This window comes from Sinorhizobium chiapasense (genome assembly GCF_036488675.1).
In the GTDB taxonomy this organism is placed as follows: Bacteria; Pseudomonadota; Alphaproteobacteria; order Rhizobiales; family Rhizobiaceae; genus Sinorhizobium; species Sinorhizobium chiapasense.
Genome location: NZ_CP133148.1, coordinates 3,332,993 through 3,346,106 on the forward strand (window position 1 = coordinate 3,332,993; position 13,114 = coordinate 3,346,106).

Annotated in this window: 12 protein-coding genes; 5 read left to right on the forward strand and 7 right to left on the reverse strand. The window is 62.0% G+C overall.

Going from position 1 to position 13,114, the window contains the following annotated elements; all coding sequences use genetic code 11:
• Positions 1-36 precede the first annotated feature (36 nt).
• The 3 genes from RB548_RS16020 to RB548_RS16030 all read left to right on the forward strand — a co-directional run bounded on the left by RB548_RS16020 (position 37) and on the right by RB548_RS16030 (position 3,073).
• Positions 37-903: a tetratricopeptide repeat protein gene (locus RB548_RS16020; protein ID WP_331372237.1), complete on the forward strand. Its 867-nt coding sequence runs from the start codon at positions 37-39 to the stop codon at positions 901-903.
• A gap of 146 nt (positions 904-1,049) precedes the next feature.
• Positions 1,050-1,529 (forward strand): DUF992 domain-containing protein, encoded by a 480-nt coding sequence (locus RB548_RS16025; RefSeq protein ID WP_331372238.1) that lies wholly within the window; start codon positions 1,050-1,052, stop codon positions 1,527-1,529.
• Positions 1,530-1,852: 323 nt separating this feature from the next.
• Positions 1,853-3,073, forward strand: a complete 1,221-nt coding sequence (locus tag RB548_RS16030; RefSeq protein WP_331372239.1) for an adenylate/guanylate cyclase domain-containing protein — start codon at positions 1,853-1,855, stop codon at positions 3,071-3,073.
• A gap of 3 nt (positions 3,074-3,076) precedes the next feature.
• Here RB548_RS16030 and RB548_RS16035 read toward each other — a convergent pair whose 3' ends face one another.
• Positions 3,077-3,985 carry a LysR family transcriptional regulator gene (locus tag RB548_RS16035; protein ID WP_331372240.1) on the reverse strand — a complete coding sequence of 303 codons (909 nt, stop codon included), beginning with the start codon at positions 3,983-3,985 and terminating at the stop codon, positions 3,077-3,079.
• A 114-nt stretch (positions 3,986-4,099) separates the two neighbouring features.
• On the opposite strand from RB548_RS16035, the gene RB548_RS16040 reads away from it, so the two are divergent.
• Entirely contained in the window at positions 4,100-4,840 is a 741-nt protein-coding gene (locus RB548_RS16040) for an SDR family oxidoreductase (protein ID WP_331372241.1), read from the forward strand.
• Between the two features lie 45 nt (positions 4,841-4,885).
• Positions 4,886-5,788, forward strand: a complete 903-nt coding sequence (locus RB548_RS16045; protein ID WP_331372242.1) for an SDR family oxidoreductase — start codon at positions 4,886-4,888, stop codon at positions 5,786-5,788.
• Positions 5,789-5,865: 77 nt separating this feature from the next.
• Here RB548_RS16045 and RB548_RS16050 read toward each other — a convergent pair whose 3' ends face one another.
• The 6 genes from RB548_RS16050 to RB548_RS16075 form a co-directional block, all read right to left on the reverse strand.
• Positions 5,866-7,266 (reverse strand): NAD(P)(+) transhydrogenase (Re/Si-specific) subunit beta, encoded by a 1,401-nt coding sequence (locus tag RB548_RS16050; RefSeq protein WP_331372243.1) that lies wholly within the window; start codon positions 7,264-7,266, stop codon positions 5,866-5,868.
• A 9-nt stretch (positions 7,267-7,275) separates the two neighbouring features.
• Entirely contained in the window at positions 7,276-7,686 is a 411-nt protein-coding gene (locus RB548_RS16055; RefSeq protein WP_066878745.1) for an NAD(P) transhydrogenase subunit alpha, read from the reverse strand.
• Positions 7,686-8,834, reverse strand: coding sequence for a Re/Si-specific NAD(P)(+) transhydrogenase subunit alpha (locus tag RB548_RS16060; RefSeq protein WP_331372244.1), 1,149 nt, complete (start codon positions 8,832-8,834; stop codon positions 7,686-7,688). The genes RB548_RS16055 and RB548_RS16060 overlap by 1 nt, the downstream gene beginning before the upstream one ends.
• 238 nt (positions 8,835-9,072) lie before the next feature.
• On the reverse strand, positions 9,073-9,297 hold the full coding sequence (locus RB548_RS16065; RefSeq protein WP_331372245.1) for an aa3-type cytochrome c oxidase subunit IV: 225 nt from the start codon (positions 9,295-9,297) through the stop codon (positions 9,073-9,075).
• 219 nt (positions 9,298-9,516) lie between these two features.
• Entirely contained in the window at positions 9,517-10,293 is a 777-nt protein-coding gene (locus RB548_RS16070) for an N-acyl amino acid synthase FeeM domain-containing protein (RefSeq protein WP_331372246.1), read from the reverse strand.
• A gap of 219 nt (positions 10,294-10,512) precedes the next feature.
• Positions 10,513-12,822, reverse strand: coding sequence for a putative bifunctional diguanylate cyclase/phosphodiesterase (locus RB548_RS16075; protein WP_331372247.1), 2,310 nt, complete (start codon positions 12,820-12,822; stop codon positions 10,513-10,515).
• Positions 12,823-13,114: the final 292 nt, after the last annotated feature.

Genomic DNA, 13,114 nt, shown 5'->3' on the forward strand with positions numbered 1-13,114 from the left:
TGTCGCATTGAGGGATCGACTTTGACACTTGCTGCCATGACTGCGGACGTCTCCGCCATTAATGAGGCGCACCGCCGCCACCAGCGCAGGCCGAAGCTTGCCGCCATGCTCATCCTCGGCTCCACCCTGCTTCTCGCAGGCTGCCAGACCGACAACTCCGAATCGATGATCCGCGTCGAGCGGGCGCAGGGCTCGGAGGAAAACATCGCCTCGCTTTCGAACGTCATCGCCTCCAATCCGAGCGACCCGGAAGGCTACAACGTACGCGGCTCGGCCTATGGCCGTGCCGGCGAGTTCCGTCGCGCACTCGCCGATTTCGACAAGGCCATCGAGCTCAATCCGCGCTTCTACCAGGCCTATGCCAACCGTGCGCTCGTCCAGCGTAACATGGGCAACCAGCAGGCCGCGGTCTCCGACTACAATACCGCCCTGCAGCTCAACCCGAGCTATGATGTCGCCTATATCGGCCGCGGCAATCTCTACCGACAGGCCGGTCAGCTCGACGCCGCCTTCAACGACTTCAACAAGGCGGTCCAGCTCGACACCACCGACCCCCGCGCCTATCACAATCGCGGCTTGATCTATCAGGCGCGCAACGAGCATGGGCAGGCGATCGAGGATTTCTCGACGGCGATTTCGCTCTCGCCGAGTTCGCCGGAACCCTATAACGGCCGCGGCATTTCCTATGTCGCACAGGGGGACGACGACAATGCCTTTTCCGACTTCAACACCGCCATCAACCTGAACGGCAAAGTGGCGGAGTCCTGGGCAAACCAGGCTCTGATCTACGAGCGCCGCGGCGACAAGGCAAAGGCGTCGAAGTCCTATTCGCATGCGCTTTCGCTCGATCCCAAATACGAGCCGGCCCGGGCGGGTCTCGCCCGCGTGAAATCGGTTTCCTGATCGGAATTTTCCCGATCTTTCGACGCCCGCGACGATCTCGCGGGCGTTTTTGTGCTCGCTCGCGTATGGCGGCCAAGTCCCCGGTCGTGGAACCTTCACGGTCTTGAAGCCGTTTGACCAATGGCTTCAATAACGGAGACTGAGCCATGATCAAGCAAACCTTCATTGCAGTGGCCGCCCTTGCTGCCCTTTCGGGTGCTGGACCCGCTGCTGCGCAAAGCTATGTCACGCTCGGCCGCCTCACGTGCGGCTCGGAAGGCGGCACAGGTCTCATCATCACATCGACGAAGAACCTGATGTGCACCTACAGGCCTGCCAATGGCGCACCGACGGCCGTCTACGCAGGCATGATCAGGAAGTTCGGCCTTGATGTCGGCGCGACCGGCAAGACCGTGATGGTTTGGGACGTGCTGGCCAAGACTGGCACGCCGGTAACGGCGCACGCCCTTGCTGGTGAGTATTACGGTCTCGGCGCCGATGCGAGCTTTGCCGTCGGTGCCGGTGCCAAGGTAATCGCCGGTGGAACGAACAAGGCCTTCATGCTGCAACCGGTGAATGTCCAGGTCCAGGAAGGGCTGAACCTTGCCGTTGGCGTCGACCAATTGACGCTGGCGCCTGCAGGCTGATCATCATGCTACGCGCCGCGCGTCTTATCAGACGCGCAAACGACGCTGTATCGCTTTGAGTTGCGGCATGTTTTTATCCTTAAATCGGCTGCGATTTAAGGAAACATGCGGGAGAAAAACCGCGATATGACGGGACGGAAAAGAGATTCAGGGGCCCTGGTCAAACCGGGGCCTTTGTCGTTCCGCCTTTGCATGCCCGCAAGCCGGCCAGACAGGGCGAACTGCAACTGGTCGAACGACCAAATGTCGAATAGTTTATGGCATCGGTCATTTGCCCCCGCAGGTGACAGCAAAAAGCAGATGTCGTCTCGACAGGAAGAATGATGAACGACCAGCAGATCCACGAATTGGTGCTATGGACATCCGAGCAGGGAATCCGGGGGAGCGAGGAGCCAGAGCTGCTCGCCGGCTTCTGCGAGAGGTGCCAGCAGGCCGGGCTCCCCATCGAGCGCGCGCTTGGCCTGATCGACACACTTCATCCTGAAATCGAAGGCCGTTCCTTCACCTGGGACAGCGAAAGCGGGGAAGCCCCCGAGGTCACTCCCTATGGATCAACCGCCACCGGCGAGATGCAGGCGAGCTGGCACCGCTCGATCTTCTATCACATGCTCGTGGAGCACCAGGCCGAGCGACGTATCCGGCTCGCTGCTGAAAAGTCCGTTCCCTACAATTTCCTCGATACGTTGAGGGCGGAGGGCCACACCGACTGCATCAGCATGATCCATTATTTTACCGACCAGGGCCGCGTCGGCGAGATGGACTGTTTTTATTCCTATTGGACGACGAAGAGGGCGGACGGCTTCAGCGAAGATGACGCCAACGCGTTGAGAGTGCTGCTGCCGACGCTCGCACTCGCCGTCAAAGCGGCCTCATGCGTGCGCATCATCGGCACGCTTGCCGACGTCTATCTCGGTCACGACGCCGGTCGGCGCGTGGTCAAGGGCAGCATCGAGCGCGGTGCGGCCGAGAAAATCGAGACCGTTATGTGGTTTTCCGACCTGCGCAACTATACGCGGATATCCGAGACGGTCGCGCCGGAGGAGATTATTCCGCTTCTCAACGACTATGCCGGTACCGTGATCACCGCCATACACGATCATGGCGGCAGCGTCCTCAAGCTGATAGGCGACGGCGTTCTGGCGATCTTCAACGCCGGCGACCGCGCCAGCGCCTGCGCCTCGGCGGTCGCCGCCGAGCGGCAGTTGCGCCTGATGCTGAACGAGCTGAACGCAAAGCGGCTCGATAACGGACTGCCGACGACCGACGTCTACCTGGGCCTGCATATCGGCGAAGTCTTTTACGGCAACATCGGCAGCCAGAACCGGCTCGACTTCACAGTCGTCGGTCCGGCGGTCAACGAGGTGAGCCGGATCGCGTCGATGTGCCGGTCTGTCGAACGGCATGTCATCATGTCCTCGGAATTTGTCGAAGCCTGTCCGCCTATCTTGCGCGCCGATGCCGTTTCACTTGGCCGTTTCGCGTTGCGCGGGATCGCCCGGGCAAAGGAGCTGTTTACCTGGGACCCGGAGATTGCCGCCACCTGATGCTCACGGTGTCGCATCTGCGGAACGCCTTTCAGCGAAGACCTTGACCAGCCAATCGATGAACACGCGCACGCGTGGAGAAAGCTGCCGACTGCGCGGATAGAACAGCGAGACAGGGGTGGGCGTCGGCCGGCAATGCCTCAGCACCTCGACGAGCGCGCCGCTCTGCAGATCGCCCTCGACGTGGTAGAGGGGCACCTGAACGAGGCCAAGCCCCAGCCGCGCCGCTGCCACGAAACTTTCCGCCGCGTTGACGGCGATGGTCGCCGGAAGTGTCGCCGTGCGAACGCCCCCCTCCTCGACGAACTCGAGCGGCAACAGGTTGCCTGTCGCCGACGAGCGAAACCCGATCATCCTGTGTCCATCGAGGTCGTCGATCGCCCGAGGCACGCCGAACCGGGCGATGTAGCCCGGTGACGCACAGGTGATCTCGTCGAGCATTGCGACCCGGCGGCCGATCATGTCGCTAGTTTGCGGTTCGCCGACACGCAGCACGCAGTCGATGCCTTCCCGGACCAAATCCACCAGCCGATCGCCCTCGCTCATGTAGAGCTCGATATCGGGATAGGTTTCGAGAAAGGCCGGTAGCCTGGGCAGAACGAAGTGTCGTGCCAGTGTGCCATGAACATCGACCCTGAGGAGCCCCTTCGGCTTCGCCCCGGCAAACGCCCCCTCGGCGTCCTCGATATCGTCCAGTATGGTGATGCAGCGCTGATAATAGGCTTCGCCATCGAGCGTCGGGCTCACATGCCGCGTCGTGCGCTGCAGGAGCCGTACGCCGAGCCGCGCTTCGAGCTGCTTGACCGCATCGGTGACGGTCGAGCGCGGCAGACCGAGATCCTCTGAAGCGAACGTGAAGCTCTTCCGCTCGACGACCCGGGAAAAGACCCGCATGGCGTCCAACCTGTCCATTGTTCGATGCCTCCGGATAGTATTGACGAATAACGCATGATTATCCGCAATTAGAATGGAGGCATCTTCTCTCGTGTCAACGGCGCACAGCGCTTCAATCGAAGGAGAGACGAGATGTCTGCAAACACGAACAAGGTCGCGATCATCACCGGCGCCTCGCGCGGCATCGGCGCCGCCATTGCCGAACGCCTGGCGAAGGACGGGTTTACTGTCGTCATCAACTATTCCGGCGATCCCGCACCCGCCGAGGTGCTGGCGCGCGCGATCGAGGAAGGAGGCGGCAAGGCCCTGACCGCCAGGGCGGATGTCAGCAGCGTCGAAGCCGTCCGCCGGATGTTCGATGCGGCCGAAGCCGCCTTCGGCGGCGTCGATGTCCTCGTCAACAATGCCGGCATCCTGAAAACCGTGGCGCTGGCCGACACGACCGACGAGGAATTCGACCGGCACTTTGCCATCAATGTGAAAGGCACGTTCAACACGATGCGCGAGGCCGCAAGGCGGATGCGGGATGGCGGTCGGATCGTCAACTTCTCATCGACGACACTGGCACTGAACATGCCGGGCTATGCCGCCTACAACGGCACCAAGGCAGCGGTCGAGGCCTTTACGCATGTCTTCGCCAAGGAGTTGCGCGGCCGCAATATCACCGTCAACGCCGTGGCCCCAGGCCCGATCGCAACCGATCTCTTTCTTACCGGCAAGAGCGACGAACTGATCGCCCAGTTCACCAAGATGCCGCCGCTCGAACGACTCGGCCAGCCGGAAGACATTGCCAATGTCGTCGCTTTCCTCGTTGGCCCCGATGCCGGCTGGGTCAATGGCCAGGTTCTGCGCGCAAACGGCGGGGTCGCCTGATCGGTCGCCATTCATTCGAACCACGCCAATGGAAGGATCAAGATCATGAACAAGGAAGTTATCGTCATCACCGGCGCCTCCAGCGGTTTTGGCGCCCTCACCGCCCGCGCACTCGCAAAGGCAGGGCATGTGGTCTATGCCGGCATGCGCGCAATCGAAGGCCGCAACGCCCCCCAGGTCGAGGCGGCGAGAATATTCGCCGCCGAACATGGCGCCGATCTTCGGCCGATCGAACTTGATGTCATCTCCGATGCCTCCGTCGAAGCGGCGATCGCCAGGATCGTTGCCGATCAAGGCCGCATCGATGTCATCGTGCACAATGCCGGCCACATGTCCTTCGGCCCCGCCGAGGCATTCACGCCGGAACAGCTCGCCGAGCTTTACGACGTCAACGTGCTCTCGACGCAGCGCGTGAACCGGGCTGCCCTTCCCCTTATGCGCGAACAGGGCAAGGGTCTTGTGGTATGGGTTTCGTCTTCCAGCACCCGGGGCGGCACGCCGCCCTTCCTGGCGCCCTATTTCGCCGCCAAGGCCGCAATGGACTCGCTCGCCGTATCCTACGCCGCCGAACTCACGCGCTGGGGCATCGAAACCGCCATCATCGTGCCAGGCGCCTTCACCAGGGGGACCAACCATTTCGCCCATTCCGGCGCACCCGCCGATGCGGCACGCGCCGGTGCATACGGCGAAGGCCCATACAGGGGTGTCGCAGAACAGGCGCTTAAGGGTCTGGGTGCTCTCGAACCGGCCGATGCCGACGCGGGCGCCGTCGCTGCCGCTATCGTCGATATCGTCAACATGCCCTTCGGAAGCCGTCCGTTCCGCACCCATATCGATCCGTCACAGGACGGCGCGGAAATCGTCAACGGCGTCGCCGACCGTGTGCGGGCGGAAATGTACCGCAACATCGGCCTTCAGGATCTGCTGAAGCCGCACGCCATCGGCTGACCTTCAAGGGTCGGGTTTGCTTACCGATGGCAGGCGACGTGCCGTCCGGGATTTTCGTCTGAGTTGTACCGATCGCGTCAGTGGTTGATCGCCTTGACGATCTCCTCGGTGACCTTCTTGGCGTCGCCGAGCAACATCATCGTGCCGTCCTTGTAGAACAGCGTGTTGTCGATGCCGGCATAGCCGGAGCCGAGCGAGCGCTTGACGAAAAGGCAGGTCTTGGCCTTGTCGACGTCGAGGATCGGCATGCCGTAGATCGGCGAGGTCTTGTCGTCGCGCGCCGCCGGGTTGGTGACGTCGTTGGCGCCGATGACATAGGCGACGTCGGCCTGGGCGAATTCCGAGTTGATGTCCTCGAGTTCGAACACCTCGTCATAGGGCACGTTTGCCTCGGCGAGGAGCACGTTCATGTGCCCGGGCATGCGACCGGCGACAGGATGGATCGCGTATTTGACCTCGACGCCCGCTTCCTTGAGCCTGTCGCCCATCTCGCGCAGCGCATGCTGCGCCTGCGCCACTGCCATGCCGTAGCCCGGCACGATGATCACTTTCGAGGCGTTCTGCATCAGGAAGGCGGCGTCGTCGGCCGAGCCCTGCTTCACCGTCCGCTGGATGCCGTCGTCGGCGCCAGCAGCCGCCGTCTCGCCACCGAAGCCGCCGAGGATCACCGAGATGAACGAGCGGTTCATGCCCTTGCACATGATGTAGGAGAGGATCGCACCCGACGAGCCGACCAGCGCACCGGTGATGATCAGCGCCAGGTTGCCGAGCGTGAAGCCGATGCCGGCAGCCGCCCAGCCGGAATAGGAGTTGAGCATCGAGACGACGACCGGCATGTCGGCGCCGCCGATCGGGATGATGATCAAGACGCCGAAGACGAGCGATAAAAGAACGATTGCCCAGAAATCGAAATGGCTTTCGGTCAGCGCCAGACCGATGATGAAGAAAACGACGAGTGCGACCAGCGCGATGTTGATCGCATGGCGGTAGGGCAAGAGGATCGGCTTGCCGGACATGCGGCCGTCGAGTTTCAGGAAGGCGATGACCGAGCCGGTGAAGGTTATCGCACCGATCGCAACGCCGAGGGCCATCTCGACGAGCGCCTGGGCGTGGATCGCGCCGATTTCGCCGATGCCGAAGGAGGACGGCGCATAAAGCGCGCCGGCGGCGACCAGCACCGCGGCAAGACCGACGAGCGAGTGGAAGCCGGCGACGAGCTGCGGCATCGCCGTCATCGGGATGCGCTTGGCGATATAGGCGCCGGCACCGCCGCCAAGCGCAAGCCCGAGCACGATCAGCAGAAAGCCGCCGATCGAAGGCATGGCGAGGAAAAGCGTCGTCGCGATGGCGATGCCCATGCCGATCATGCCGTAGGCATTGCCCCGGCGGCTGGTGGTCGGATGCGACAGGCCGCGCAGCGCCGTAATGAACAGCACGCCGGAGACGAGGTAGAGGAAGGCTGCGAAGTTAGCGTTCATCGGCCCGCCTCACTTGTCTTTTTTCTTGTACATGGCGAGCATGCGCTGGGTGACCAGGAAGCCGCCGAAGATGTTGACCGAGGCGAGCACCAGCGCCACGAAGCCGAAGCCGGTGGCAAGCCCCGAGGCCGAAATGCCGACCGCAAGCAGCGCGCCGACGACGATCACCGACGAGATCGCATTGGTCACCGCCATCAGTGGCGTGTGCAAAGCCGGCGTCACCGACCAGACGACGTAGTAGCCGACGAAGATCGCCAGCACGAAGATGGCCAGGCGGAAGACGAAAGGATCGATCGCGCCGCCGGTGGCACCGTGCGCCACCGCACCGGCGGCATCCGGCACGTATTCGGCCGCGGTCCTGACCGCTTCTACGGCCCGATCGAGATCGGCCAATGCCTTGTCGAGAAGTTCATTCGCCATTACTTGTCCCCCTCTTTCGCGCCGCCGAAGGCCGGATGCACCACGGCGCCGCCGTGGGTCAGCGCCGTCGCCTTGACGAGCTCGTCCTCCATGTTGAGCGCCAGTGCCTTGGTCTCCTTCGAGACCATCGTCTCGAGGAAGGTGACGAGGTTCTTGGCATAAAGCAGCGAGGCGGAAGCGGCGATGCGGCCCGGCACGTTCAGGTGACCGACGACCTTGATGCCGCCGACCTCCACGACCTTTCCGGTTTCCGCTCCCTCGACATTGCCGCCGCGCTCGACGGCGAGGTCGACGACGACCGAGCCGGGCTTCATGGCATCGAGCATTTCGCGGGTCACGAGCCGCGGGGCCGGACGGCCCGGGATCAGCGCCGTTGTGATGACGATGTCCTGCTTGGCGATATGCTCGGCGACGAGTGCGGCCTGCTTGACCTGGTAGTCCTTCGACATTTCCTTGGCGTAACCGCCGGCGGTCTCGGCCGCCTTGAACTCCTCGTCCTCGACGGCGATGAACTTGGCGCCGAGCGAGGCGACCTGCTCCTTGGCGGCGGGGCGAACGTCGGTCGCCGACACGACCGCGCCGAGGCGCCTTGCGGTGGCGATCGCCTGCAGCCCGGCAACGCCTGCGCCCATGACGAAAACCTTCGCCGCCGGCACTGTGCCGGCCGCCGTCATCATCATCGGCAGCGCCCGGTCGTATTCATGGGCCGCATCGATCACCGCCTGGTAGCCGGCAAGGTTCGCCTGCGACGACAGGACGTCCATCGACTGCGCCCGGGTGATGCGGGGCATCAGCTCCATCGCAAAGGCGGTCAGCCCTGCTCCCGCCATCGCCGCAATCGCTGCCTCGTTGCCATAGGGATCCATGATCGCGATAACGATCGCGCCGGACTTGTAACCGGCGATCTCGGCATCGGTCGGGCGCCGTACCTTCAGCACGACGTCGGCGCTCGCCGCATCCACCGCCGACCCGATCCGCGCTCCGGTCTTCTCGTATTCCGAATCGAGGATCCGCGAGCGCAGGCCCGCGCCCGCCTCGACGACGACGTCGAAGCCCAGCGACTTCAGTTTCTTGACGCTTTCGACCGAACCCGCGACGCGCCCTTCGTGCGCATCCGTTTCCTTCGCGATAAAGACAATCTCGCTCACAAGTCCCCTCCCGACTCGCAGTCGAGCCGAAGCCGGGCCGCGAGCATCTTGTTCGACTGCTGGAGCGCCCCCGTCAGGCGGCCGCATCCATGGTGACAGGCACTCTTCCGTCGAAGGCAGGCGCTGCCCGCCGTCGAAAACGCTCCTCACGCGGTGAGGTGATGCCGGATTGCGTCCGACGGCCGAAGACGGGGCACCCTCCTGCCCCGCATCCAGCAAGAAATGTCAGAGAAACCGGTTAGCGAAGAAAGAAGAAACCGGCCACATTGAGGATGATCAGCAGCACGAGCGAGCTGAAGAAGCCCATCGTCGTGAAAAAGGCTGCAGCCATCGCGATCAGCAGCGAGGCGCAAAACAGCGTGCCGTATTTCGTTGCGTTCAGGAAGAGGTTGTAGGTCTTCTCATGCTCGGAATAGTCCATCGGAGCGCCCGTTTCGACCGGTCCCGAATGATGCTCTGCCATCTTCCAATTCTCCCAGAATGCTGCGGCGCGGCCAATGGCCACGTCCGCCTTTCAACCTTGATCCACGAACGGAGCCGCCTGCCAAGCGGATGAGCGGACAGTCCTTTAGCTCCGCATACACAATGCGCAAGCCATGCGCAACGAAAACCCGCCCGCGAGACCTGCGGCATAAACGATATCCTGTTTGCGCTGTCCCGTTAGCTGAGGCCGACGGACCGGTCAGCCGCCTGCGAATGCACGGGCGTAAGCGCGACCGTAGCTGCCTTGCGCAATTCGCGCCGTGGGCAGGATCGTCAGCGGCGCGAACGGCACTTCGTGGCGGTCCGCGAACATCATCCGGCGCTCGAACGGTTCGGAATCGAAAATCGGATAGCGATCGAGGATCGAGGGGCGCTGTCCGCGAACGCGCGCGGCCAAGAGGGCACCGTCGGCATTGTAGACGCCGAGGTTTTCCCGGCACGCCACGATCGTCTCCGAGGCAAAGATTCGTTTGTAGAAAGCGGTATGGCGCGGCCGGCAAGCCGTCAGGCAGCGGTCGGCGGAAAAATATTCACAGGCCATCGCAACCGGTCGGAGCGTCAGATAGGGCAGTGCCCGCATCTCGTCACCGAGCACTTCCGGGTCCACCGCGAGCCTGCCCGGATCGATCAGCACCATGCCCGCGTCGAGAAAGGTATCGATCTCCGGACCGAAGATAATCCCGGACGTGCTTGCCCGATGGTCGGGCGTCACATGGTGGACACGCACCGTGCTGACCAGGTTCTCGTCGAGATAGATGCCGAACACATAGGCATGACTATCGAAGTCGAGGTCGTCTATCAGCGTCGACCCCGTCAGCTCCATCAGGTTGACGGCCTTGTAGGCCTTGTACCTGAGCCGCGCGATGTCTTCGATGTCCTCGCCGGTTTCGACGCGCCTGTATTCGACGCGGTCGAGCAGCTGCATCAACTTCTCTGAAAAAATCCCAGGCTCCGCCTGGCGCCCATCAGCACCCATCAGTCGACCCCCATAATTAACAAAGGGTTAACCTATTGACGGCTGACGAGCTCGCAACCACAAAATGATACACACTGCGTTTAACCTTTTATTAACCTTAACAAATGGTTAAATTTAATAGTGAATCCGGAGGTTGAAGGCCGACAAACCTCGGCGAGGCCTGATGCGGACGGTATGGCGGAACGGACGCGGGCGTTGGATCGAAGTGCAGCGGGACGTTCAGGCGATGCGCTGGCTCGACGGCTTCGTGGCTCGTTTCCGTGCACCTTGCTTGCACAAGGCGTCGATCGCGGAGGCCGGCATCGGTGCCGCGAAGACAAAACCCTGTATTAGATCGGCGCAGTTGTATTCGTTGATGAGCTGGAGCTGGTCCGCGGTCTCTACCCCTTCGACCACCGTCTTCAGGCCAAGCGCGCGGGCGAGATTGACGGTCCCCCGCAGGAGCTTGAAGCGTCGTGCATCTTCGCGAATATTGCGGACGAAAGATCGGTCGATCTTGATGATGCCGGCAGGCAGCGTATCGAGATAGCTGAGGCTCGAATAACCGGTGCCGAAATCGTCTATGGCGATGGTTATGCCCCGCTCGTGCAGGTCGCTGAGAATGCCCTGGACCTTGGCGGGCTCGTCCATCAGGCAGCTTTCGGTCACTTCGAGGTGCAGCCGCGCCGGATCCAGTCCCGTTTCCTTGAGCGCCTCGGCGACAATCCCGACGATCTCGTTGCCCCTGAGATCGAGGACCGAGAGATTGACCGACACCGACACGTCTGCCGGCCAGTTCGTGCAGTCCCTGCATGCCTGCCGCAGAACATAGCGCGTGATGTCGGTGACGACCCCCATCTCTTCGGCAAGCTGGATGAACACATTCGGTGGCACCGGCCCGCGCTCCGGATGTGTCCAGCGCGCCAACGCCTCGCAGCATTCGATCCGCGATCCATCCGGCGTGAACATCGGCTGGTAGGACAGACTCAGGCTATTTGCGTTGAGCGCGTCTCGCAGATCGCTCTTGAGCTTCTGGCGATCGAGATAGCGGGCGTCCATCTCCCCTTCGAAGGCGGTGCAGCCACCCTTGTTCCTTGCCTTGGTTTCCGAGAGCGCCAGGTCCGCCTTGATCTGCAGTTCTTCGAACCGGAAATCGCCGCTCTGCACAATGACGAAGCCGGCGCTCATGGTCATGTTGAATGTGAAGCCGCCAGCCACGTAAACGCCGCGCAGACCGGCATGCACGGCCCGGATCCGCTCCTCCAGATCGGAGGCATCTGCCTTGTTGGGGAAGAAGACCACGAACTCGTCGCCCATCAGGCGGGCGGCAATCGCATCGTCGCCGGTGAGGCTCCTTAGGCGTTCGGCAATCGTCTGAAGCAATTTATCGCCGACGACATGCCCCCGCGTATCGTTGACATGCTTGAATTCCGCCACATCGACGAGGAGAAAGCCTACTTCGCGTCCGTGCCCGCCATTGGCAGCCATTGCATTGTGGGCGAGTTCGGAAAAATAGTCTCGGCTCGGCAGCCCCGTCAGCGTGTCGAAGCGCACCATCTGCAGGACCTGCTTCTCCGCCTGCACGCGCGCCGTCACGTCTTCGAAGATCAATACGGTCTCGCCGTTCTCGCGGCGATTTGCCGAGAACTCAAGGAAGAGATCTTGCGATGTCGAGATCAGCGCGCGAGAGCGCTTTCCCTCGATCAGAAGGTCGAGCTGTCGCGCGATCTTCTCCTTGTTATCCGCGCCAAGCGCCATGCGGTCGGCGGCGCGCTGCAGCACTTCGTCGAGCAGGCGATCCTTAAGATCGGCCTTGTCGCCGAGGCGCAGAAGCTCGCAGGCGCGTTCATTCGCGACCACGATGCGATTGTGGCCGTCCAGCATGAAAAGCCCATGCGTCATATTGTTGAGTGCCGCGTCGAATTGCCCGGCAATGGTCGAGATTTCCCGCGCGGCGAGGACATTCTCGTAAAGGAAGGAGCGCACATTGTTTGCCATCGTCCAGGTGGTCAGGATAAACGGCAGTATCAGTACCGCCAGGACGAGCATGTAGGGGTCCCGCAAGGTCAAGAGACCGATCACGATCGGCAGGCACGCCGATGACGACAGCAAGAGGACCGCTCGTTCGGAACCATAGTTCCGGCCCACCAGCGAAATCATCGACGCCAGCGTCACCGAAATGCATGCCAGTTCCGCGAAGGAATCCTGGCTGACGACGATTGCATATCCGCAGGCAATGCCACAGGTCAGCGTCACGCTGACGCCACCGACGATGTACCGGTTCTCCCATTTTCTGACCATGGCATTGTCGGCGCAGGAAAAGTCCTGCCGGTCGAACCGGGCCATGTCGAGGTTGCGGAGCGCCCAAACGACGACGATTGTCGCGGCGCAGACCAGATAGAAGAGATCGGAGGTCTTGAGGAAGACAAGCAGGAAGGTCACGACATGCGACAGCATGCCGATCACCAGCGTCCGGCGATGTTCATAGAGCGAACTCACAGACGACAGGTAGACATCTGTCGGAAGAGCGCCCCGTTCATTGGGCATCATGAACCAAGCTCCGGGTTTGCCGGATTGTTAGGATCGAGGACTTAACGAAAGATTTCGCCTAACCCCCCGAAAGATCTGCCGAATTGCAGGATAGCAACAAAACGGCACTGCGCTAGACGCACCGATTCAACCCAATATTGCAGAAGGCTGGTAATATTAGCCGCTTTCTACAACCACGCATAGGTATTTGCGACTTGTACATTTCTTCAACTGGCGTGGGCGACCAGCGCCGGCTTCCCGATGAGATGGTTACCCGACCTTGAAGAAATGCCCTTAATTCCTCCCCCGTTCT

Bases quoted from the DNA above. Each gene is read 5' to 3' on its own strand.
- RB548_RS16025 (WP_331372238.1), top strand. From the start codon at position 1,050: ATGATCAAGCAAACCTTCATTGCAGTGGCCGCCCTTGCTGCCCTTTCG.
- RB548_RS16055 (WP_066878745.1), bottom strand. From the start codon at position 7,686: ATGGCGAATGAACTTCTCGACAAGGCATTGGCCGATCTCGATCGGGCC.
- RB548_RS16030 (WP_331372239.1), top strand. From the start codon at position 1,853: ATGAACGACCAGCAGATCCACGAATTGGTGCTATGGACATCCGAGCAG.
- RB548_RS16045 (WP_331372242.1), top strand. From the start codon at position 4,886: ATGAACAAGGAAGTTATCGTCATCACCGGCGCCTCCAGCGGTTTTGGC.
- RB548_RS16070 (WP_331372246.1), bottom strand. From the start codon at position 10,293: ATGGGTGCTGATGGGCGCCAGGCGGAGCCTGGGATTTTTTCAGAGAAG.
- RB548_RS16065 (WP_331372245.1), bottom strand. From the start codon at position 9,297: ATGGCAGAGCATCATTCGGGACCGGTCGAAACGGGCGCTCCGATGGAC.
- RB548_RS16020 (WP_331372237.1), top strand. From the start codon at position 37: ATGACTGCGGACGTCTCCGCCATTAATGAGGCGCACCGCCGCCACCAG.
- RB548_RS16050 (WP_331372243.1), bottom strand. From the start codon at position 7,266: ATGAACGCTAACTTCGCAGCCTTCCTCTACCTCGTCTCCGGCGTGCTG.
- RB548_RS16075 (WP_331372247.1), bottom strand. From the start codon at position 12,822: ATGATGCCCAATGAACGGGGCGCTCTTCCGACAGATGTCTACCTGTCG.
- RB548_RS16040 (WP_331372241.1), top strand. From the start codon at position 4,100: ATGTCTGCAAACACGAACAAGGTCGCGATCATCACCGGCGCCTCGCGC.
- RB548_RS16035 (WP_331372240.1), bottom strand. From the start codon at position 3,985: ATGGACAGGTTGGACGCCATGCGGGTCTTTTCCCGGGTCGTCGAGCGG.